The 20,141-nt window shown below is 69.6% G+C and carries 21 protein-coding genes; 9 read left to right on the top strand and 12 right to left on the bottom strand.

Annotation, left to right across the window (positions count from 1 at the left end):
• Positions 1-9: 9 nt before the first annotated feature.
• From ACQPXM_RS14035 to ACQPXM_RS14000, 8 genes are all read right to left on the bottom strand, one after another.
• Positions 10-1,380 (bottom strand): alkaline phosphatase family protein, encoded by a 1,371-nt coding sequence (locus ACQPXM_RS14035; protein ID WP_432948550.1) that lies wholly within the window; start codon positions 1,378-1,380, stop codon positions 10-12.
• Complete coding sequence (eboE, locus tag ACQPXM_RS14030; RefSeq protein WP_432948548.1) at positions 1,377-2,525, bottom strand: metabolite traffic protein EboE; 1,149 nt, start codon at positions 2,523-2,525, stop codon at positions 1,377-1,379. Before eboE ends, ACQPXM_RS14035 begins: the two co-directional genes overlap by 4 nt.
• Positions 2,522-3,373, bottom strand: a complete 852-nt coding sequence (locus tag ACQPXM_RS14025; protein ID WP_432948546.1) for a TatD family hydrolase — start codon at positions 3,371-3,373, stop codon at positions 2,522-2,524. Before ACQPXM_RS14025 ends, eboE begins: the two co-directional genes overlap by 4 nt.
• 7 nt (positions 3,374-3,380) lie before the next feature.
• A complete protein-coding gene (locus ACQPXM_RS14020) occupies positions 3,381-3,917 on the bottom strand; it encodes an EboA domain-containing protein (RefSeq protein ID WP_432948544.1) in 537 nt (178 codons plus the stop codon).
• The gene (locus ACQPXM_RS14015) at positions 3,914-4,735 is read right to left on the bottom strand and encodes a sugar phosphate isomerase/epimerase family protein (RefSeq protein ID WP_432948542.1); all 822 of its coding nucleotides are present in this window, start codon (positions 4,733-4,735) and stop codon (positions 3,914-3,916) included. The genes ACQPXM_RS14020 and ACQPXM_RS14015 overlap by 4 nt, the downstream gene beginning before the upstream one ends.
• Complete coding sequence (locus tag ACQPXM_RS14010) at positions 4,732-5,601, bottom strand: SCO3242 family prenyltransferase (protein ID WP_432948540.1); 870 nt, start codon at positions 5,599-5,601, stop codon at positions 4,732-4,734. Before ACQPXM_RS14010 ends, ACQPXM_RS14015 begins: the two co-directional genes overlap by 4 nt.
• Positions 5,595-6,719, bottom strand: a complete 1,125-nt coding sequence (locus ACQPXM_RS14005; RefSeq protein ID WP_432948538.1) for an inositol-3-phosphate synthase — start codon at positions 6,717-6,719, stop codon at positions 5,595-5,597. The genes ACQPXM_RS14010 and ACQPXM_RS14005 overlap by 7 nt, the downstream gene beginning before the upstream one ends.
• Before the next feature lie 143 nt (positions 6,720-6,862).
• A complete protein-coding gene (locus tag ACQPXM_RS14000) occupies positions 6,863-8,209 on the bottom strand; it encodes a YibE/F family protein (RefSeq protein ID WP_432948536.1) in 1,347 nt (448 codons plus the stop codon).
• Positions 8,210-8,262: 53 nt separating this feature from the next.
• Between ACQPXM_RS14000 and ACQPXM_RS13995 the strand changes: the two genes are divergently transcribed.
• The 5 genes from ACQPXM_RS13995 to ACQPXM_RS13975 all read left to right on the top strand — a co-directional run bounded on the left by ACQPXM_RS13995 (position 8,263) and on the right by ACQPXM_RS13975 (position 12,776).
• The gene (locus tag ACQPXM_RS13995) at positions 8,263-9,246 is read left to right on the top strand and encodes a metal ABC transporter substrate-binding protein (RefSeq protein WP_432948534.1); all 984 of its coding nucleotides are present in this window, start codon (positions 8,263-8,265) and stop codon (positions 9,244-9,246) included.
• A complete protein-coding gene (locus ACQPXM_RS13990; RefSeq protein WP_432948532.1) occupies positions 9,243-10,004 on the top strand; it encodes a metal ABC transporter ATP-binding protein in 762 nt (253 codons plus the stop codon). The genes ACQPXM_RS13995 and ACQPXM_RS13990 overlap by 4 nt, the downstream gene beginning before the upstream one ends.
• Positions 10,001-11,005 carry a metal ABC transporter permease gene (locus ACQPXM_RS13985; RefSeq protein ID WP_432948530.1) on the top strand — a complete coding sequence of 335 codons (1,005 nt, stop codon included), beginning with the start codon at positions 10,001-10,003 and terminating at the stop codon, positions 11,003-11,005. The genes ACQPXM_RS13990 and ACQPXM_RS13985 overlap by 4 nt, the downstream gene beginning before the upstream one ends.
• A gap of 67 nt (positions 11,006-11,072) precedes the next feature.
• Positions 11,073-11,465, top strand: coding sequence for a Fur family transcriptional regulator (locus tag ACQPXM_RS13980; RefSeq protein ID WP_432948529.1), 393 nt, complete (start codon positions 11,073-11,075; stop codon positions 11,463-11,465).
• Positions 11,466-11,576: 111 nt separating this feature from the next.
• Positions 11,577-12,776, top strand: coding sequence for an MFS transporter (locus tag ACQPXM_RS13975; RefSeq protein WP_432948527.1), 1,200 nt, complete (start codon positions 11,577-11,579; stop codon positions 12,774-12,776).
• Between the two features lie 19 nt (positions 12,777-12,795).
• Here ACQPXM_RS13975 and ACQPXM_RS13970 read toward each other — a convergent pair whose 3' ends face one another.
• From ACQPXM_RS13970 to ACQPXM_RS13960, 3 genes are all read right to left on the bottom strand, one after another.
• Positions 12,796-13,557, bottom strand: a complete 762-nt coding sequence (locus ACQPXM_RS13970) for a class I SAM-dependent methyltransferase (protein ID WP_432948525.1) — start codon at positions 13,555-13,557, stop codon at positions 12,796-12,798.
• A 75-nt stretch (positions 13,558-13,632) separates the two neighbouring features.
• Positions 13,633-14,238: an MBL fold metallo-hydrolase gene (locus ACQPXM_RS13965; RefSeq protein ID WP_432948523.1), complete on the bottom strand. Its 606-nt coding sequence runs from the start codon at positions 14,236-14,238 to the stop codon at positions 13,633-13,635.
• Positions 14,238-15,332 carry an S-(hydroxymethyl)mycothiol dehydrogenase gene (locus tag ACQPXM_RS13960; RefSeq protein ID WP_432948521.1) on the bottom strand — a complete coding sequence of 365 codons (1,095 nt, stop codon included), beginning with the start codon at positions 15,330-15,332 and terminating at the stop codon, positions 14,238-14,240. Before ACQPXM_RS13960 ends, ACQPXM_RS13965 begins: the two co-directional genes overlap by 1 nt.
• A 187-nt stretch (positions 15,333-15,519) precedes the next feature.
• Here ACQPXM_RS13960 and ACQPXM_RS13955 point away from each other — a divergent pair, with 187 nt between their 5' ends.
• The 4 genes from ACQPXM_RS13955 (at position 15,520) to ACQPXM_RS13940 (ending at position 19,164) form a co-directional block, all read left to right on the top strand.
• Positions 15,520-16,398: an ABC transporter ATP-binding protein gene (locus ACQPXM_RS13955; RefSeq protein WP_432948519.1), complete on the top strand. Its 879-nt coding sequence runs from the start codon at positions 15,520-15,522 to the stop codon at positions 16,396-16,398.
• Positions 16,395-17,219 carry an ABC transporter permease gene (locus tag ACQPXM_RS13950; protein WP_432948517.1) on the top strand — a complete coding sequence of 275 codons (825 nt, stop codon included), beginning with the start codon at positions 16,395-16,397 and terminating at the stop codon, positions 17,217-17,219. Before ACQPXM_RS13955 ends, ACQPXM_RS13950 begins: the two co-directional genes overlap by 4 nt.
• Positions 17,220-17,302: 83 nt before the next feature.
• Entirely contained in the window at positions 17,303-18,520 is a 1,218-nt protein-coding gene (locus ACQPXM_RS13945) for a sensor histidine kinase (RefSeq protein WP_432948515.1), read from the top strand.
• A 56-nt stretch (positions 18,521-18,576) separates the two neighbouring features.
• Positions 18,577-19,164: a response regulator gene (locus ACQPXM_RS13940; RefSeq protein WP_432951021.1), complete on the top strand. Its 588-nt coding sequence runs from the start codon at positions 18,577-18,579 to the stop codon at positions 19,162-19,164.
• 31 nt (positions 19,165-19,195) lie between these two features.
• On the opposite strand, the gene ACQPXM_RS13935 is transcribed toward ACQPXM_RS13940, so the two are convergent.
• Positions 19,196-20,023, bottom strand: a complete 828-nt coding sequence (locus ACQPXM_RS13935) for an isoprenyl transferase (protein ID WP_432948513.1) — start codon at positions 20,021-20,023, stop codon at positions 19,196-19,198.
• Between the last annotated feature and the right edge of the window lie 118 nt (positions 20,024-20,141).

Below are 20,141 nucleotides of genomic sequence, written 5' to 3'. Positions count from 1 at the left end.
CCGCGCGCTTCAGCCCAGCCCGCCGGCCTTCAGCAGCAGATCCCTGACCGCGGTGGCTTTGATCGGTCCCTCACCCGACACCAGCTCCGGATCGCTGCTCAGGAACACCGGACCGTCTTCAGTCGAGGCCGGTAACCGCCCATGCGAGCCACGCACGATCGACGGATCCAGCGGCACCACCTGCATCGCGTACCGCAACCCGACCTTCTTGCGCAGCAAGTACGACGCCGCGCGCGGCTTGACCCACTTGTCGGCCGGATCGAAGAACAGCTCGGCCGGGTCGTAGCCCGGCTTGCGGTGGATCTCGACCCCGCGCGCGAAGTCCGGCGCCCGCTCGTCGTCGAGCCAGTAGTAATAGGTGAACCAGGCATCGGGTTCCGCGACCAGGACCAGTTCACCGGCCCGCTCGTGGGCAAGCCCGTACCGCTTCTTGCCCTCGGCATCGAGCACCTCGGCGACGCCAGTCACCCCGGCGAGCAGCTTGCCGACGGCATCGACATCGGCCGGGTCCTTGACGTAGACGTGCGCGACTTGGTGGTCGGCGACCGCGAACGCGCGGGACGTCCACGGGTCCAGGTACTCCATCCCGTCCTGCGTGTGCACCTCCAGCAGCCCTTCGGACCGCAGCACGCGGTTCACGTCCACCGGTCGCGACACGTCGGTGATCCCGTACTCCGACAGCACGATCACCGTCGCTCCGCGCGCCTGCGCGTCCTCCAGCAGCGGAGCCAGTACGGCGTCCAGCTCGATCGCGGCCCGGGTCGCCTGCACCGACGACGCGCCGTATCGCTGCAGGTCGTAGTCCAGGTGCGGCACATACGTGAGCAGCAGGTCTGGGTTGTCCTCAGCAAGGATCTGACGCGCGGCCGCAACGATCCAGCGGCTCGACTTGATGCCCGCGGTCGGACCCCAATAGCTGAACAACGGGAAGCCGCCGAGCCGCGCGGTCAGCCGGTCGTGCAGCTCCACCGGCCGGGTGTAGCAGTCCGGCGCCTTCCGGCCGTCGGCGTAGTAGATCGGCCGCGGCGTGACCAGCAGATCGGTGTCCGCGCCCATCGCGTACCACCAGCACACGTTCGCCACCTTGTACGAGGGGTCGCGGCGCCGGGCCAGGTCCCAGACCTTGTCGCCCTGGACCAGCCGATTGTGCTGCCGCCAGAGGTAGACCTCGCCGAGGTCCCGGAAATACCAGCCGTTGCCCACGACACCGTGTTCCGACGGCAGCTCGCCGGTCAGGAACGTCGCCTGCGCGGAACACGTCACGGCCGGCAGCACCGTCTCCAGATTCCTTGTCAGCGGCAACGACCGGAGCCGCGGCATCTTCCGGAGCAACCGGGGCGTCAGCCCGACCACGTCCAGAACGACCACTTGCGTGCTCATGTGACCTCCTCCAGTCCGAGCGCGGTGATGCGGTCGCGGAGCCAGGCCAGCTCGGCGGCGATGCCTTCGGCCAGTTCCTGCTGGTTCGCCGGTCCGTCCGGAAGCACGGACCAGGTGTAGGTCTCGGACTCCAGATGCTGCGTCAGCGGATGCGCGCCACCGACCAAGTGCGCCAGGCAGTCCTCCAGCACGTCGGTCGTACTGGTCAACGGCGCACGAGGAACGGCGTGCACCGGGACGTGAAAGTGCACACGCCAGGCCGCGTTCCCGGACAGCTGGTCGATTTCATCCAGGTTGTCGACGCCGGGCCCACCCCACTCCCGGGTCTGGTGCAGGAACTTCGGCTCGGCGAACTCCGCCAGCAGCCGCGCCGCCTCGGCGTCCTTCGGATCCGGAACGTGCAGCGCAGCCGACACCTGGCTCTTCACGATCTCGACCCCGGCCGCCGCCGTCGTCGCGAAGGTGCCGGCCGGATCCTCGAACTGGACCGCCAGATGGCACGTGTCCAGGCACAGGCCGATCCGCGCGGGACCGGCGTACGGGGTGAGCCAGCGGGTGGCCTGCGGGACCATCTCGAGCACGCAGCCCGGTTCGGGTTCGACGGCGACGCGGATCCGGCGGGCGGTATTCGTCTCGACCTGCGCGAGCCGCACCTGGATCCGGTCGAACGCCGTGCGCGCGGCCGCGTCCTGCTCCTTCGACCAGGGATGACGCCAGGCCAGCGGCAGCGTGGAGATCGACCCGTACGCCGCGTCGGCGGGCATCAACTTGGCCAGCACCTCGATCAGGTCGAGGGTGTAGCGCAAGCGTTCGGGCTCGGTCCAGTCGGGCAGGTAGACCTTCTTGCCGACCACGCGGTCGTGGAACCCGGCGTACGGGAAGCCGTTGAGCGTGACGACTTCCAGACCGTTGCGGTCGAGGGCCTGGCGAAGCCGGTTGAGCGCGATCGACGAATTGGCCAGCCGATCGGCCAGCCGGTGCGCGAGCCAGAGCCCGACGCCGAGCACGGGAACACCGAGTTGCTTGCGGACCAGTGAGGAGCATCCGTCGAGCTGCGCGATCACGCCTTCGAGGTCCTCGGCGGGATGCACGTTGGTGCAGTACGCGAGGTGGACGAGCGAACCGTCGGCGTGCCGGAACCTCATGACCGCGCTCCGCGCAGGATCGAGTTCCCGGCGAAGGTGTCCTCGGCCGTGCCATCGGTGAGGTCGAGGCGACCGGACTGGCTGTAGAACTCGACTGGATTACGCCAGAGCACCCGGTCGACGTCGTCCTCGGTGAAGCCGGCCGCGAGCATCGCCTGGCCGGTCGCGAAGGTGCGCAGCGGATCGGACTTGCCCCAGTCGGCGGCCGAGTTCACCAGGATCCGCTCGGTGCCGAACTGCCGCAGGATCACGACCATCCGGTCCGGATCCATCTTGGTGTCGGGATAGATCGAGAAGCCCATCCAGCAGCCGGAGTCGGCGACCTCCTTGACCGTCACCTCGTTGAGGTGGTCAACCACGACGCTTCCGGCCGGCAGGCCCGACTCCCGGACGACGTCCAGCGTCCGCGTCGTACCCGCGGCCTTGTCGCGGTGCGGAGTGTGCACCAGGACCGGCAGTTCGAAGCGCTTGGCCAGTTCGAGCTGGGCGGCGAAGACCTCGTCCTCCTCCGGCGTCATCGAGTCGTAGCCGACCTCGCCGACCGCGACCACGCCGTCCTTGGCGAGATAGCGCGGCAGCACGTCGAGCACCTCGCGGCAGCGCGGGTCGTTGGCCTCCTTGGGGTTCAGCGCGATCGTGCAGTGGTGCCGGATGCCGAACTGGGACGCGCGGAACGGCTCCCAGCCGATCAGCGCGTCGAAGTAGTCGACGAACGAGCCGACACTGGTCCGCGGCTGGCCGAGCCAGAACGCCGGCTCCACCAGCGCCCGGACGCCGTGCGCGGCCATCGCGGCATAGTCGTCGGTGGTGCGTGACGTCATGTGGATGTGCGGGTCGAAGATGCGCATGCTCCGGTCACCTCTCCAGGTAGGGCTGAAGATCCTCGGGAACGGACCGGCCGGCCGCACGGCGCTCGGCGGCGAAGTCGGCCATCATCCGTCGCAGCTCGTCGTCGGCACGCTCGGGCAGCCCGTCGACGGCCGCCAGCGGTACGCCGGCGAACACGCACTTGAGCACGGCCTGGCGGAAGGTCGCGGACGGGAGGTGTTTGGTCGCGTAGGGCCCGAGCGCGGCGGCGAGCAGGCGCTGGTCGTTGGTCCGGATCGCGTCCTCGACGAGAGCGATGCCGTCCTTGCCGACCAATTGCTGGATGTCCTCCAGTCGCAGCGCTTTGAGGATCGCCGATTTCTCGTTGGTGTCGCCGAAGCGATAGAGCTCCGCGATCTCGGCCTTGCTCGCACCAGCCAGCAACGTCGCCCGCACCGCCTCGTCGGCCGTCCATCCGTTGCCCAAAGCACCTTTTCCGACGGTCCGGGTGACGGCGGGGAAGACCTCGGCCAGTGGCCGGTCCTGGAAAGCAGCGACGTCAACCGGCAACTGAGTCGACTTCATGAGAACTTCCGCAGGAAGGCGATCGAGTCCGCGGCGACCTTCGGCGCCGCGTGCGAGTGTCTCGGCAGCTCGACCGCCACCAGCCCCTCGTACCTGACGTCCTTCAACGCCTCGAAGACCTGCTCGAAGTCGACCTCACCGGTCCCGAACTCCAGGTGTTCGTGCACGCCCCGGCGCATGTCGTCGATCTGCACGTTCACCAGATACGGCGCACCCAACCGAAGGCAGTTCCCCGGCGGCCTCGGCTCGTTGCAGACCAGATGGCCGATGTCGAGCGTCAGGCCGAGCGTCTCGCTGCCGATCTCGGCCCGGAGCTTCAGATAACCCGCGAGATCGTCGAGCAGCATGCCGGGCTCGGGCTCGACGCCGAGCACGACGTCGCGGTCGGCGGCGTACTGGGTGAGTTGGTGGCAACTGGCGACGAGCCGGTCCCAGCCGACGGCCTCCGGCACGTCAGCAGGCAGTACGCCGGACCAGAACGACACCGCCTCCGCGCCGAGGTCGGCGGCGACGTCCACCGCGCGTTCCAGCAAGGCCAACCGCCACTCGGCGCCGTCGGTGTGCAGCAGCGTCGGCTCGTGCTTGCGGTAGGGGTCGAGCACGTACCGCGCTCCGGTCTCGACCACCACGGCGAGTTCCAGCCGCGCCAGCAGCCGCCCGACCTCGGCCGTCCGTTCGCGCAGGTCCGGACCGAACGGGTCCAGGTGGTTGTGGTCAAGCGTCAGCGCCACGCCCTCGTAGCCGAGGTCGGCGATCACCGCCAATGCCTCGGGCAACCGGTGGTTGGCGAACCCGTTGGTGCCGTAGCCGAGCCTCATGTCGGGGACACCTTCCGCGCGAGCGCCTTCGCCAGCGGCAGCGCCACAGCCAGCGCGGCACCGAGCTTCGGGGCGCCGGCTCGCGCACACCAGGCTGCCTGCAACGGCACCAGCCCGTGGATGCCCGCTCCGACCGCTCGCCGTAGCTTCGGACCCGACGGCTCTCGAGCAGCAGCCACCTGCGCCGGCCCGACCGCCTGAGCGAACAGCCCGGTCAGCAGAGCCGTCGCGGCCAGACCGGTAGGCCCGGAGGCAGCAGCGCCCCTCCCCGACCGACCGATCGTCGCCACAGCGATCGCCGACGTTGCCCCCAGCGCACCGCGGGCCGGCAACGGCGTACTGCCGTGCACCTCGCCGCGCGACATCGCCGTCACGCCCAGGATGTGCGTGCCGACAGCAAGCGCCGGACCCCAGGCGCGCCGCCGCTGATCACCAGCACCAACCAGTACGTCGAGCGCCCGCGCCGCCGCCATGAAGACCGGCCCGGCCGCTGTGTTCTTGGCCTTCAGGTCGTAGCTCCACGCCGTCGCGGCCAGCACTGCCGACGTGGCCAGCGCTGAGCGACCACCGGCTCGACCAGCCAGGGCCAGTCCAGCAGCCGTGAGCCCGGCCGCCAGACCGAACGCCGTACCGGCAGACACCCGGCCGGACGGGATCGGCCGCTCTGGTCGCTCGACCGCGTCGACCTCCCGGTCGGCCCAGTCGTTCAGCGCCATGCCACCCCAGTAGATGCACACCGACGCAGCGGACAGCCCAGCCATCCGCGCTGGGCGCAGGTCTCCAGCGGCCACAGCACCAGCCAGTACGTCGCCCGGCACGGTCAGCGCGGCTGGGGCTCGTACGAGTTCCACCAGGTCCTTCAGCATGCGTGTACCCAGCGCAGCAGTTCGTCGTACTGCCTGGTGAGCGCATGCTCGGACGACTCGACCGGATCCTTGAAGTAGAAGCCCAGGAACGGCATCGCGCCCACATGACCTCGCTCCAGCGCCAGCGCCGAGAGCCGAGCGAGGTCGAGCACGAGCGGAGCGGCCAGCGCCGAGTCACACCCCTGCCAGGTGAACTGCAGCGTCATCCGCACGCCCAGGAACCCGGAGAACATCACGTGGTCCCAGGCGGTCTTCCAGTCGCCCAGCGGGTCCACGTAGTCGATGTGAACCTCTCCAGGCACCTCACCGCCGAGCAACTCGGTCAGCACGCGCTCCTTGGACACGCTTTTCGACTCGGCCGCGTGCGGATCGGCCAGCGTCGCTCCGTCGCCGCCACCGAGCAGATTGGTCCCCGACCACGCGTGCACCGGCAGCGCGCGGGTCGTGAACATCGGCGCCAGCACGCTCTTCACCAGGGTCTCCCCCGTCTTCGCGTCCTGCCCGCCGTACGGCAGCTGCCGCTCGACCGCCCAGTCCCGGATCACCTGCGGCCGGATCGAGGTCGACGGCGTGAAGTCCACGTACGCCGCACCCGCTTCGAACGCGGCCAGCGCCCCGATCGAGCTCGGAGGCAATGCCTGCTCGGTCTTCAACGCCTCCCGCAGGGTGGCCACGTCGCCGTACCGGACCTGGTACGGCGGTTCGGTCGAGGCGACGTTGATCGCGACCACGTGGTCCAGGTCGTTGCGCAGCCGGAAGGCGCGGATGTCCTCGGCCATCCGGCGGACCAGCTCGTCCTGACTGTCCGCGACGGGCAGGACCACCAGATTCCGCTCGGCCTCGGCCAGCTCGGCCGCGATCAGGCCGTCCAGCCGGGGCGGCAGCACCCCGCCGGCGACGAGTCGCTCGACCTGTTTGCTCAGCGGGGTCTCGGCGGGGTCGTGCCCGCCGAAGACCAGCCGGTCGAGCGGGACCAGCCCGGCGCCGGCGAACGCCGGCTGCTCGGTGACCACTCCGGCGGGCGGAGCGCCGTGGGCCACAGCGGCCGCTCCGGCGACGGTCGTGGTGGCGACCGAACCCCTTGCCCCGAACAACCACACACCCACGCGTCGACGCATCCGCGGCTCCTCAAGCTCGCTGCCACAGAAGGTAGTCTTGGGCGGACAATCTGTGACAGATCGGAACTCTAGATCGGGTTCGCGCGCGACGGAAGAACCTGCCGGACGGAATTCGGGAAGATCACCCCACGATCAGTGCAACATCACGACTCCGGTGTTTCCGCCACCCGACCGGCGTTTTCCGGCGCGGGATCGAGGTGCTCGGGCTCGGCGACCAGGTCACGGGACCGGTCGGCGACGGCCATCGCGGCCAGGGCCGTGGTCAGCGGGACGGCGGCGATGATGCCCAGGCTGCCGACCAGACCTCGGACCACTTCGATCGCCACCAGCTCGGTGGAGATCAGGTAACCCGCCTTGGTCCCGCTGATCGCGAACACCATCAGAATCGGCAGCGCGGCGCCGGCGTACGCGAGCACGAGGGTGTTCACCACCGACGCGACGTGCGCACGGCCGATCCGCAGCCCGGCACCGAACAGCGAGGCCCGGCTCGCGGCCGGATTGGCCGCCGAGAGCTCCCAGACCGCGCTCGCCTGCGTCACCGTCACGTCGTCCAGTACGCCGAGTGCGCCGATCACGATCCCGGCGACCAGCAGCCCGGCCAGGTCCAGATCCGGTACGTAGGCCTTCACCACCGACGCGCCCTCGGAGGCGATCCCGGACAGGGCACTGAACTTGACGAACGCCCAACCGAGGAACGCGGTCAGTCCGAGCGACGCGATCGTGCCGGCCAGCGCGACCGACGACTGGGCGTTGATGCCGTGGGTGAGATAGAGGGCGATCACCATGATCACCGACCCGCCGACCACCGCCACCAGCAGCGGGTTCGACCCCTTGAGGATGGCGGGCAGGATGAACTGCGTCAGCGTGACCGCGGTGACGCCGAGCGCACCGAGCGCCGCGAGACCTCGCCAGCGGGACAGCACGACGACCGCGACGGCGAACAGGGCGGCCAGCACCATCAGCGGCCGGCCGCGGTCGTGGTCGACGTACTGGAACCGCTCGCTGATCGGGGCCTTGGCGTCGACGCCGAGCAGGACCTTGTCGCCGACGTCGATCGGGATCGCGGCCTGCTTGCCCTTCGGGACCTGCACCGGCACCTCGGCGCCCTTGTCCGAGGGGCCGGAGTCGATCCGCACCGTCGCCTGGTCACAGTCGGCCGGGCTCTCCGGGCACGGCTCCAGCTTCGTGACGGTGCCACCCGCACCGGTCGACTGGGCCGACTGGACCACCAGGTCGCCGCCCGGCCACATCACCACCATCGCGATCACCGCCGCCGCGATCAGCGGGATCAGCAGCGCCGCGACGACCACGCGGACCCGCCGGGCCACCACCGCGTCCTGGTCCACGACGGAGGTGTCCAGCACGTGCTCGTCGCCCCAGCCGCCGTGTCCGTGACCGTGCCCGTGGCCGTGACCGCGGGGAATTTCGATCCGTCGGCGCCGGTTGGGTTTGGTGTCGGCACGCCTGCGTCCGACCGTCCGCCTGGCCATCCGTTTCACTCCTTGTTTTGACAACCAGTTCCATTTAAATGAAAATGATTGTCATGAGATCTAGTTCGCGTGCTGTCACCGCCGGCCTAACCGCACTGACCCTGCTCACTCTCGCAGGGTGCGGCTCCAACGCTGACAGCGGCTCCGGCGGCAGCGGGGACAAACTCGACGTGGTGACATCGTTCTACCCGCTCGAGTTCATCGCCAAGTCGGTGGGGGGCGACGCGGTGAACGTGACCACGCTGACCGCCCCGGGCGTCGAGCCGCACGACCTGGAGCTCACCCCGAAGCAGGTCGGCGAGATCGCCGATGCCAAGCTGGTCGTGTTCGAGAAGGGTCTGCAGCCCGCGGTCGACGAGGCCGTCGCGCAGAACGCGCCGGACTCCGGTTTCGACGTCGCCCCGGCCGCGAAGCTGGAGGACACCGGCGCGAACTTCGAGGAACACGAAGAGCACGAGGGCGAGGGTTCGGCCACCCCGACCGGCACGGTCAAGCCGGCCGCCTTCACCTCGGAGGCGCTCGACCCGCACTTCTGGCTCGATCCGGTCCGCTACGCGGGTGTCGTCCAGGCGGTCACCGACAAGCTGGTCGAGGTCGACGCGGCGCATGCCGACGGTTACAAGGAGCGAGCCAAGACTCTGCTGGGCGAGGTGAACAAGCTCGACTCCGAGTACAAGACCGGGCTGCAGAACTGCAAGCTGAAGACCTTCGTGACCAGCCACGAGGCGTTCGCCTACCTGGCGAAGCGGTACGGTCTGCAGATGGTCGGCATCGCCGGATTCACCCCGGACGCCGAGCCGACCCCGCAGCGGATCAAGGAGGTCCAGGACATCGTGCGCAGCCAGAAGGTCACCACGATCTTCTCCGAGGAGCTGGTCAGCCCGAAGGTGGCCGAGTCGATCGCTCGCGACGTCCACGTCAAGACCGCCGTACTCAGCCCGATCGAGGGCCTGTCGGAGGCGAACTCGCAGGAGACCTACCTCACGCTGATGCGCGAGAACCTCCAGGAGCTCCGGAAGGCGAACAGCTGCGCGTGACACCTTCTTCACCCGACACCCCGAAGGCCGTCCAGGTCACCGATCTCTCGGTGGACCTGGGCGGTCGTCTCGTGCTGCGCGGCATCGACTTGCGGATCCGTCCTGGCGAGGTGGTCGCCGTGCTCGGCACCAACGGCTCCGGCAAGTCCACCCTGGTCCGGACCATCGTCGGCCTGCTGCCCGCCGCGCGCGGTGAGGTCCGCCTGTTCGGTACGCCGGTCCCCCGCTTCCGGCAGTGGAGCCGGATCGGCTACGTGCCGCAGCGCATCACCGCGGCCGGCGGCGTACCAGCGACTGTTCACGAGGTGGTCTCGTCCGGGCTGCTCTCGCAGCGGCGGCTCTTCCGCCCGCTGTCGTCGGCGCAGAAGGCCGCGATCGACCAGTCGCTCGAGCTGGTCGACATGGCCGACCGGCGCAAGGACGCCGTCGCCGAGCTCTCCGGAGGCCAGCAACAGCGGGTGCTGATCGCCCGCGCGCTGGTGTCCGACCCCGAACTGCTCGTGCTCGACGAGCCGACGGCCGGCGTCGACCTGGCCAGCCAGGGCATCTTCGCCGACGCGATCCGCGAGCGGGTCGCCCGCGGCACCACGGTCATCATGGTCAGCCACGAGCTCGGCCCGATGGACGCCCTGATCGACCGCTCGATCGTGCTGCGCCGCGGCCGCGTCGTGTACGACGGCCCGCCGCACGCCTCTCAGACCCACGCCCACGTCCACCCGCACGTCGTGGACGACGAACCGCCCGGATGGCTGGTATGACCCTGTTCCAACTGGAGTTCATGCAGCGGGCGTTGCTCGCCGGGCTGCTGACGGGGTTGTCCGCCCCCGCGATCGGCACGTACCTGGTGCAGCGCCGGCTCGCGTTGATGGGCGACGGGATCGGCCACATCGCGATCACCGGTGTCGCGCTGGGCCTGCTCACCGGGACCGCGCCGGTACTGACCGCGATCCTGGTCGCGATCGTCGGCGCGAGCGCGATCGAGCTGATCCGGGCCCGCGGCAAGACCAGCGGCGACGTCGCGCTCTCCTTGCTCTTCTACGGCGGCATCGCGGGCGGCGTCCTGCTGATCGGGCTGGCCGGTCAAGGCGCGGCCACGCTGAACACCTACCTGTTCGGCTCGCTGACCACCGTGTCGGCCTCCGACCTGTACGTCGTGGTGGGGCTCGCCGCGGTCGTCCTGGTCGTGGCGATCGGGCTCGGGCCTCAGCTGTTCGCGGTCTGCCAGGACGAGGAGTTCGCCCGCGTCACCGGGCTGCGGGTCCAGCTGCTCAACCTGCTGATCGCGGTGATGGCCGCGGTGACCGTGACGGTGGCGATGCGGACCGTCGGCCTGCTGCTGGTCAGCGCGCTGATGGTGGTGCCGGTGGCGACGGCTCAGCAGTTGACGCGGTCGTTCCGGTCGACGTTCACGACCGCGTGCGGGATCGGGGTGCTGGTGTGCCTCGCGGGCATCATCACGTCGTACAACGCGAACGTGGCGCCCGGCGCGACGATCGTCGTCCTGGCGCTCGGGTTGTTCGTCGTCGCGGCGGTCGCCGGGGCGCTGGTGCGCCGGCGGCGCGCCGTACAGGCACCGCTGGCCGACGAGGAGCCGGAGGTCGGCGTGCCCGGACCGGAGCCGCATGTGGTGACCGACGAGCACCCGCACGCGCACAGCCAGAAGTGCGGGCACCCGAAGGTCGAGCACGGCGATCACGTCGACTACGTGCACGACGGGCACCTGCACGCCGCGCACGGTGACCACTGGGACGAGCACTGAAGTTGCCGGCATCTGAAACAATGGCGAGTTGCCGGGCAGAATCGGCGATCTTTTGACAGGAGGCACGGTGGCGATCGGAACGAGGTCGACCCGTCAGCGCGCGGCGGTGGCGTCGGTGCTGAACAATCTGGACGACTTCCGGACAGCCCAGGAGATCCACCAGGAGCTCCGGACCTCCGGCGAGGCCGTCGGCCTGACCACGGTGTACCGCACGCTGCAGGCCCTGGCCGACTCCCGTGAGGTCGACGTGCTGCGCACCGCCGACGGCGAAACGGCGTACCGGCGTTGCTCCAAGGGCCATCACCATCACCTGGTCTGCCGCAACTGCGGCCGCACCGTCGAGGTCGAGGGCCCGGCCGTCGAGCGCTGGGCCGACAAGGTCGCCGCCGAGCACGGGTACGCCGACATCAGCCACACGCTGGAGATCTTCGGGACGTGTCAGGACTGCCAGAAGCCCTGATTCCGGGGGTGGTGTGATCTAAGCCACTCGGGCTGGGCGATGGGTCGCGGGTCGCTGCGCGGTCTGCATGAGGACCGCACGATCCGTTCCTCACCCCGACAAGGCGTCGCCATGAGCACCCGAGAGCTGTCCCTGAGTCCGGTCCGCACCAACCTCGCGCTGGGCGCGTTGTTCCTGGGCATGTTCGTGCTGGGCAGCGCCGAGTTGCTCGTGGTCGGCGTGCTCGACCTGATCGCCGACGATTTGCACGTCTCGATCCCGGCGGCCGGCACGCTCGTCACGGCGTACGCGCTCGGTCTCGCGCTGGGCGGTCCGCTGCTGACCGCTCTCACCATCAGGCTGAACAAGCGCACTGTGCTGCTCGGCGCGCTCGGCCTGTTCGTGGTGAGCAACCTGGTCGCGGTGCTGACCACGAGCTATGGCGTGTTCCTCACGGCACGGATCGTCACCGGCGCCCTTCAGGGCCTGTTCATCGGCGCCGCGTTCGGGGCCGGTATCGCGGTTGTCCCGCCGGAGCGCATGGGGCGCGCGATCTCGGTCGTCGTGTCCGGAGTCGCGATCTCGGCCGCGCTCGGCGTACCGCTGGGTGCGCTGGTTGGGCAGACGCTGGGCTGGCGAGGTTCGTTCACCGCGATCGTCGGGCTGAGCTTGGTCGTGCTGATCGCGACCGCGGCGCTCGTACCGTCCGTGCCGAGCCCTGCCGCCGGTGCGGGCCACCAAGCGCGGCACGCGTTCGCCCCGCGTGTTCTTGCGATGCTGCTGGTCAATCTCCTGGTGTTCGCCGCGCTGTTCGCCGCCTTGACGTACGTCGTGCCGTTCCTGGAGACCGTCACCGGCATCAGCGGCGCGCCACTCAGCGCGTTCCTCCTCGCGTACGGCGTCGCGACCGCGGTCGGCTCGTTCGCCGGCGGCCGGTACGCCGACAAGAATGCCGGACGCACCGTCGTGCTCGGCTCGGTCGGACTGGCCGCCGCCCTGCTCGCGCTCTACCTCGTCGGCAGCAGCGCGATCCCGACAGCTCTGGCGCTGGTCGCTCTGGGACTCTTCGGGATGGGAATCGTGCCCTCGCTGCAGTACCGGGTGATCAGCCTGGCCGGACCCGGCGGCCAACTGGCACAGGCCCTCCCGGCGTCGGCCGCGAACATCGGCATCGCCCTCGGCTCGGCGGCCGGAGGCGTTGCCGTCGGCAACTTGACGGTGTCGGCGGCGGTGATGACCGGGGCGATCGTTGCCCTGATCACCATTCCGGTTGCTTGGGGCACTGGATTCCTCGAGGCCCCGGTGGTTTCCGCAGCGCTGGCAGATCGGTGACGCCACCTTTGGGGATTTGTCAGCGGCTGGCGGTCAGGAGGTAGGTGGCTGGGATGTGAGCCGCCTGATCACCAAGGCCGGCGTACATGTCGGTCTCGGGGAACTCCTGCAGGGAGCGGATGGTCAGGCCGGCGGACAGGACGGCGCTGACGAGCGCACCCAAACCCCACACGTAGCTGCGGCTCTGGACCGGCGCGGCGAACTCGCGGGTGATCTGCGGGGCCTTGGCGGGATCCACGCATCCGTCGCGGGCGGCGGTGAAGTAGTCGCCGGACACCGTCAAGGCGTGCTCCCCCGTGACGGTCAGGACCTCCCACAGCGGGTGGTGCTCACTGATCACCAGGACGCCGCCTGGCGTGAGGCGTTCTGCGAGGTCAGCGGCCCATTTGTTGAGATCCGGGACCCAGCAGATCCCGCCCCAGGAGATGAAGATCAGGTCGAAGCCGGTCAGATCCGGGGGCAGCGCCATCATGTCCTGCTCGCGGAAGTCGACGCTCAGTTCCAGCGCCTCGGCCTTCGCTCGTCCGGTCGCCAGGTGCGACGGTGCAAGATCCACCGCCACCACGTCGGCACCCCGCTGCGCGAAACCCAACGCCTCGTCCCCCACCGAGCACGCCAACTGAAGCACCCGCCGCCCCCGCACGTCCCCCACCGCGGCCCACTCGTCCTCGTTCAGCGCACTGCCGCCGGCCCTGAAGAACTCGACCGACTCCCCCAGCCGCCGCGGCGCCAAGGCCTCCCAGTACTGCCGATTCCGCGCGACGACCTCGGCGCTGTCCATGCCGGCGATCGTACGCCGGCCGTCGGCACACCCGCATCGCGTTTTGCGCAGGAGTGCCTGCCGCGGTGCGTTCAGTCAGCTGATGTTGGCGACCTCCGCCGCGATCGTCGTCGTGTCGCCGTGGCCGGTGTGTACGACCGTGCCCGACGGCAGCGTGAGCAGCCGCTCGCGGATCGACTTCAGGATCGTCGGCTTGTCGCTGTACGACCGGCCGGTCGCGCCCGGGCCGCCGTGGAACAGGGTGTCACCGGTGAAGACGGCGTCCAGCGACTCGGCGTACAGGCAGGTCGAACCCGGGCTGTGACCGGGCGTGTGCACCGCCTTCAGTGTCTCCCCGGCGACCTCGAACGTCGTCCCGTCCTTGAGGTCGTGATCCGGCAGATCGTCGTACAGCGCGGACCACAGCATCTGGTCGGCCGAGTTCAGCCAGACCGGGCACTTCAGCACCGCCTGGACGCCGCCGACGGCGTTGATGTGGTCGTTGTGCCCGTGCGTGGCGACCAGGCCGACGACCCGCCGGTCGCCGACCGCCTGGACGATCCGTTCGGCGTCGTGGGCCGCGTCGATCACCAGCACCTCGTGGTCGTCGCCGACCAGCCAGACGTTGTTGTCGACGTCCCAGGTTCCGCCGTCCAGGCTGAAGGTGCCTGAGGTGACCAGTCGTTCGATCCGGGCGACCATCAGAACACCACCACCGAACGCAGCACGTCACCGTGGTGCATCTTCGCGAACGCCGCCTCGACCTCGTCCAGCGCGATCGTCTCCGAAACGAACCGGTCCAGCGGCAGCCGCCCCTGCAGGTGCAGGTCGATCAGCATCGGGAAGTCGCGGCTCGGCAGGCAGTCGCCGTACCAGCTGGACTTGAGCGACCCCCCGCGGCCGAAGAAGTCGAGCAGCGGCATCTCCAGCGTCATCTCCGGCGTCGGTACGCCGACCAGCACGACCGTGCCGGCCAGGTCGCGCGCGTAGAACGCCTGCTTCCAGGTCTCCGGACGGCCGACGGCGTCGATCACGACGTCCGCGCCGAATCCGCCGGTCAGCTCCTGAACGGCCGCGACCACGCCGTCATGGTCCAGGTCCTTGGAGTTGATCGTGTGCGTCGCGCCGAGCTCCCGGGCGACGTCGAGCTTGCGCTGGTCGATGTCCAGCGCGATGATCCGGGCCGCGCCAGCCAGCCGCGCGCCCACGACGGCCGCCGTACCGACGCCGCCGCAGCCGATCACCGCGACGGAGTCACCGCGGCCGACGTTGCCGGTGTTGACCGCCGCGCCGAGGCCGGCCATCACGCCGCAACCGAGCAGCCCGGCCACCTCGGCCTTCGCCGCCGGGTCGACCTTCGTGCACTGACCCGCCGCGACCAGGGTCTTCTCGGCGAACGCGCCGATGCCGAGCGCGGGCGACAACTCGGTGCCGTCGGCCAGCGTCATCTTCTGCTTGGCGTTGTGGGTGTTGAAGCAGTACCACGGCCGGCCGCGCAGACAGGCCCGGCAACTGCCGCAGACCGCGCGCCAGTTCAGGACGACGAAGTCTCCCGGCTGGACGTCGGTGACGCCCTCGCCGACGCTCTCCACGATCCCGGCCGCCTCGTGCCCGAGCAGGAACGGGAACTCGTCGTTGATCCCGCCCTCCCGGTAGTGCAGGTCGGTGTGGCAGACCCCGCAGGCCTGGACCTGGACGACCGCCTCCCCCGGACCGGGATCGGGGATCGTGATCTGCTCGATCGTGACCGGGGCACCTTTGTTCAGGGCGACGACTCCACGCACTGTCTGACTCATGGGCCCGACGCTAGCCAACCCGGCCGCCTCCCGTCTGCCCCCTCCCGCGCGTCGGCCCGCGGATTTTCCGGTACGCCGTACCGCCGGTCGCCCGTCCGCCGGACCGGCCGCTGTCCACCGGTCGGGGGACAACCGGTCCGTCGTCCGGCTCTCACCACGGACCTGCGCGGACGGCGAGGCTTGAGCCATGAACGACAACGACTTGGCAGTGCGGGTCCGCGGGCTCGTCAAGCGCTACCCGGACAAGGTCGCCGTCGCGGGCGTCGACCTGGACATCCGGCCTGGCGAGGTCTTCGCCCTGCTCGGCCCGAACGGCGCCGGCAAGACGACCACCACGGAGATCCTGGAGGGGTATCGCCGGGCGGACGAGGGCGACGTACGGGTGCTCGGGGTGGATCCGGCGCACGCCGACCGGCACTGGCGGGCCCGGATCGGCATCGTCGCCCAGTCGTCCCGCGAGGAGGCCGAACTGTCGGTCGCCGAACTCGTCCAGCACTTCGCCCGCTACTACCCCAACCCGCGCGATCCCGACGAGGTGATCGCCTCGGTCGGGCTGGAGGACAAGCGCAAGACCCGCACCCGCAAGCTGTCCGGCGGCCAGCGGCGGCGGCTCGACGTCGCGCTCGGCGTGATCGGCAACCCGGACCTGCTGTTCCTCGACGAGCCGACCACCGGCTTCGACCCGGAGGCACGCCGGCACTTCTGGACGCTGATCGAGGACCTGCGCACCGCCGGCACCACGATCCTGCTCACCACCCACTACCTGGACGAGGCCGAGCATCTGGCCGACCGGGTCGGGGTGATCGCGGACGGCCGGATGCTCGAGGTCGCCACGCCGGACACGCTCGGCGGCCGCGGCGCCCGGACGGCGCGGGTGTCGTGGCTGGACGCCGCCGGAGCGCACGAGATCCGGACCGACCAGCCGACCGCGGAACTCGCGCGGCTGATGCTGCGTTTCGACGGCGAGATCCCCGAGCTGCAGATCCGGCGACCGAGCCTGGAAGACATCTACCTGGACCTGATCGGCGCCGTCGACGCCGACACCCTCGAAGGAGCCACCCGATGAGCGCCACCGCCCCGGTCCGCCCACTGCCGTCCGCCGTCCAGATCGGGCTGTCCCGGATCGGGCTGGAGGTGAAGCAGTTCTTCCGCGAGAAGGAGCAACTGCTGTTCACGTTCTTCTTCCCGATCATCTTTCTCGGCATCTTCTCGGCCGTCTTCAGCGGCACCGAGTTCGCCGACGGGGTCGACGCCGCGACGTACTTCACGCCCGGCATGATCGCCTCCGGCATCTTCCTGACCAGCTTCCAGTCGCTGGCGATCACGATCGCGATGGAACGCGACGAGGACCTGCTCAAACGGCTGCGCGGTACGCCGATGTCGCCGCAGTCCTACTTCATCGGCAAGATCGGGCTGGTCCTGGTCACCTCGATCGCCCAGTTCGGGCTGCTGCTCGCGGTCGCCGGACTGCTGCTCGGCGTGGATCTGCCGTCGTCGCCGGACAAGTGGCTGCACTTCCTGTGGATCTTCGTGCTCGGTACGGCGTCCGGTTCGGTGCTGGGCATCGCGTTCTCCGGCGTACCGAAATCGGGCAAGGCGGCCTCGGCCGTGGTCACGCCCGTCGTCCTGCTGCTGCAGTTCATCTCCGGCGTCTACTTCGTCTACAGCAGCCTGCCGGCCTGGATGCGGGCGGTCTCCGAGGTGTTCCCGCTGAAGTGGCTGGCGCAGGGCATGCGGTCGGTGTTCCTGCCGGACGGTTTCGAGGCGTCCGAACCGGGCGGCTCCTGGCAGCTCGGGACCGGCGCGATCGTGCTCACGCTCTGGCTGGTGGTCGGGCTGGTCGTCGCTCAGCGGGTGTTCCGCTGGACCCGCCGGGACGCCGGCTGATGAACGCGGGCTCTGCCGCACCGGCCGGATGTCGTACGGTCAGCCGTCGTACGGTCGGCCGGTCCTGACGGAAGATGGGAAGCATGCAGGTTTCCTCGCAGGCTGATCAACCGATCTGGCTCCGGACGCTGTTCGGCTGGCACCTCGTGTTCTACGTGCTGCTGGGCGTGGTGACGCTCTCGGCCTCGATCTCGTCCGAACTCAGCGCCGGCCGCAGGACCGCCTACCTGATCCTGCTCGGCGTGCTGGCGCTGGCCTACTGGTTCATCGCCATCCCGGCGATGACGTCCCGTAACTGGCTGCAGTCCAACGTCTACCGGCTGCTGATGATCGGCTGCATCGCGGCGGCCGTCGCGCTGTACCCGCAGTCGGTGTTCATCCTGTTCATCGTCTCGCCGCAGATCTGGCTGCTCAGCCGGCGCACTCTCGACGCGATCGTACTGACGCTGGTGCTGTTGGTTGCCGTCGGCACCGCGCAGCTGTGGGCGGCCGGCTGGACCACGGACGCCTTCTGGTCGATCCTGCCCTGGATGCTCATCAGCCTGGTGGTGAGCTCGCTGATGGGGATCTGGATCGACCGCGTGATCGCGCAGAGCCAGCAGCGGGCCGACCTGATCGAGGAGCTCGAGTCGACCCGCGACGAACTCGCCGCGGCACACCACACGGCCGGTGTGATGGCCGAGCGGGAGCGGATGGCGCGCGAGATCCACGACACGCTCGCCCAGGGCATGACCAGCATCGTGATGCTCGCCCAGACCGCCGCGGTGGAGCTGGAGAGAGGCGGCGCCGACTCGGTCGCGCGGCGGTTGAGCGCGATCGAGGACACGGCGCGGGAGAACCTGGCCGAGGCGCGCGCGTTGGTTGCCGCGTTCACCCCGGTTGCGTTGTCGGAGGCAACTTTGACGGAGGTGCTGCGCCGGCAGGCGGAGCGGTTCGCGGCGGAGACCGGCGTCGACGTCCAGGTGTCGCTGGACATGCCCGACGAGGAGGTCGCCGCGCTGCCTCAGGGTCAGCAGGTCGTGCTGCTGCGGGCCGCGCAGGAGGCACTGGCGAACGTGCGCAAGCACGCGGGCGCCCGGTCGGTCCTGATCACGCTGACGATGTCAGCCGGCGGCGTCGGCATCGAGATCAGTGACGACGGCAACGGCTTCGAACCGGCGGACCCGGCCTCGGGATACGGTCTGGCCGCGATGCGCGGCCGGGTCGAGGAGTCGGGGGGCACCGTGCAGGTCGACAGCGCGCCGGGGCGCGGAACCCGGATCCAGGTACTGATTCCCTCGAGCGGTCAGGAGGACTCGTGACGGTGCGCGTACTGGTGGTCGACGACCACCCCATCGTGCGTTCCGGGCTGACCGGCATGCTCGCCGTCACCGACGACATCGAAGTGGTCGGCGAGGCCGGCGACGGCGAAGAGGCGCTCGCACTGGTCGAGGCGACCCGGCCGGACGTCGTACTGATGGACCTGCGGATGCCACGCCGCGACGGGGTGTCGGCGACCGGGGCGATCGTGTCGGGCTATCCGGCGACGAAGGTGCTGGTGCTGACGACGTACGACACCGACACCGACATCCTGCACGCGGTCGAGGCCGGGGCGGCGGGGTATCTGCTGAAGGACACTCCGCACGCCGAACTACTGGACGGGATCCGCGCGGCTTCGCGCGGGGAGACGGTGCTCGCGCCGCCGGTCGCCGCGCGATTGATGTCGCGCTTGCGTACGCCGGCGCCGGCGACCGGGGCTCAGCCGTCTCCGCGCGAGCTGGAGGTCTTGGCGGCGGTCGCGCGGGGGTTGAGCAACGCGGAGATCGGCCGGGAGTTGTTCATCGGCGAGGCGACGGTGAAAACGCATCTGCAGCGGCTGTTCACCAAGCTCGAGGTGGACGACCGGACGCGCGCGGTGACGGTCGCGATCGAACGGGGTTTGCTGCCTTCGCCGCGCAACCGGTGAGGCTGAGAGCATTCCGTTTGCCGCCGTACGGTCAGGTGCTGGTGACCTCGTTCGGCACCGCTCCGCCGTACCGCCGGTCCCGCTGTGCGTAGATCTCGATCGCCCGCCACAGATCGCGCCGGTCGAAGTCGGGCCACAGCGTGTCCAGGAACACCATCTCGGCGTACGCCAACTGCCAGACCAGGAAGTTCGACGTCCGCTGCTCCCCCGACGACCGGACGAACAAGTCGACCTCCGGAACCTCCGGGTGGTACAGATGCCGCGCGATCGTCTTCTCGGTGATCCGGTCCGGCCGAAGCTTGCCCGCGGCAACCTCTTGGGCGATCGACTTCATCGCGTCCGCGATCTCCGCCTGCCCGCCGTAGTTCACACAGAACTGCAGCGTGATCACGTCGTTGTCCTTGGTCCGCTCCTGCGCGTACTCCAGCTCGTCGATCACGCTCTTCCACAACCGCGGCCGCCGCCCCGACCACACGACCCGCACCCCCATCGCGTCCAGCTCGTCGCGGCGCCGATGGATCACGTCCCGGTTGAACCCCATCAGGAACCGGACCTCCTCCGGCGAACGCGCCCAGTTCTCGGTCGAGAACGCGTACGCCGAAATGTACTTCACCCCGATCTCGATGCCCCCCTTGATCACATCGAGCAACGAAGCCTCCCCCGCCCGATGCCCCTCGGTCCGAGCCAGCCCCCGCTGCTTGGCCCACCGCCCGTTCCCGTCCATCACGATCGCCACATGCTCAGGCACCAACTCAGCCGGCAACACCGGCGGCCGAGCCCCGGACGGATGCGGCTCCGGCACCAGCACCTCCCCCCGGGCCTTCCGCTCCACAACCCGACGACGACCCAATGGCGACATGCCGTCGATTTTCCCCCATCAGCCGCTCAGTCCCGCCATCGCCCTACGTCGAGAGGCAACTTCCCCCCGGCGTCACCATCCGGGCGGCAGCCAGACGCACGACCCCTGATCGGACAGA

The organism is Kribbella sp. CA-253562 (genome assembly GCF_050942265.1).
Taxonomy (GTDB): domain Bacteria; phylum Actinomycetota; class Actinomycetes; order Propionibacteriales; family Kribbellaceae; genus Kribbella.
This window is presented reverse-complemented; position numbering and strand designations above follow the sequence as displayed.

Coding starts and splice junctions, on each gene's coding strand:
- ACQPXM_RS14035 (WP_432948550.1), bottom strand. CDS start 1,380: ATGAGCACGCAAGTGGTCGTTCTGGACGTGGTCGGGCTGACGCCCCGG.
- eboE (WP_432948548.1), bottom strand. CDS start 2,525: ATGAGGTTCCGGCACGCCGACGGTTCGCTCGTCCACCTCGCGTACTGC.
- ACQPXM_RS14025 (WP_432948546.1), bottom strand. CDS start 3,373: ATGCGCATCTTCGACCCGCACATCCACATGACGTCACGCACCACCGAC.
- ACQPXM_RS14020 (WP_432948544.1), bottom strand. CDS start 3,917: ATGAAGTCGACTCAGTTGCCGGTTGACGTCGCTGCTTTCCAGGACCGG.
- ACQPXM_RS14015 (WP_432948542.1), bottom strand. CDS start 4,735: ATGAGGCTCGGCTACGGCACCAACGGGTTCGCCAACCACCGGTTGCCC.
- ACQPXM_RS14010 (WP_432948540.1), bottom strand. CDS start 5,601: ATGCTGAAGGACCTGGTGGAACTCGTACGAGCCCCAGCCGCGCTGACC.
- ACQPXM_RS14005 (WP_432948538.1), bottom strand. CDS start 6,719: ATGCGTCGACGCGTGGGTGTGTGGTTGTTCGGGGCAAGGGGTTCGGTC.
- ACQPXM_RS14000 (WP_432948536.1), bottom strand. CDS start 8,209: ATGGCCAGGCGGACGGTCGGACGCAGGCGTGCCGACACCAAACCCAAC.
- ACQPXM_RS13995 (WP_432948534.1), top strand. CDS start 8,263: ATGAGATCTAGTTCGCGTGCTGTCACCGCCGGCCTAACCGCACTGACC.
- ACQPXM_RS13985 (WP_432948530.1), top strand. CDS start 10,001: ATGACCCTGTTCCAACTGGAGTTCATGCAGCGGGCGTTGCTCGCCGGG.
- ACQPXM_RS13975 (WP_432948527.1), top strand. CDS start 11,577: ATGAGCACCCGAGAGCTGTCCCTGAGTCCGGTCCGCACCAACCTCGCG.
- ACQPXM_RS13970 (WP_432948525.1), bottom strand. CDS start 13,557: ATGGACAGCGCCGAGGTCGTCGCGCGGAATCGGCAGTACTGGGAGGCC.
- ACQPXM_RS13965 (WP_432948523.1), bottom strand. CDS start 14,238: ATGGTCGCCCGGATCGAACGACTGGTCACCTCAGGCACCTTCAGCCTG.
- ACQPXM_RS13960 (WP_432948521.1), bottom strand. CDS start 15,332: ATGAGTCAGACAGTGCGTGGAGTCGTCGCCCTGAACAAAGGTGCCCCG.
- ACQPXM_RS13955 (WP_432948519.1), top strand. CDS start 15,520: ATGAACGACAACGACTTGGCAGTGCGGGTCCGCGGGCTCGTCAAGCGC.
- ACQPXM_RS13950 (WP_432948517.1), top strand. CDS start 16,395: ATGAGCGCCACCGCCCCGGTCCGCCCACTGCCGTCCGCCGTCCAGATC.
- ACQPXM_RS13945 (WP_432948515.1), top strand. CDS start 17,303: ATGCAGGTTTCCTCGCAGGCTGATCAACCGATCTGGCTCCGGACGCTG.
- ACQPXM_RS13940 (WP_432951021.1), top strand. CDS start 18,577: ATGCTCGCCGTCACCGACGACATCGAAGTGGTCGGCGAGGCCGGCGAC.
- ACQPXM_RS13935 (WP_432948513.1), bottom strand. CDS start 20,023: ATGTCGCCATTGGGTCGTCGTCGGGTTGTGGAGCGGAAGGCCCGGGGG.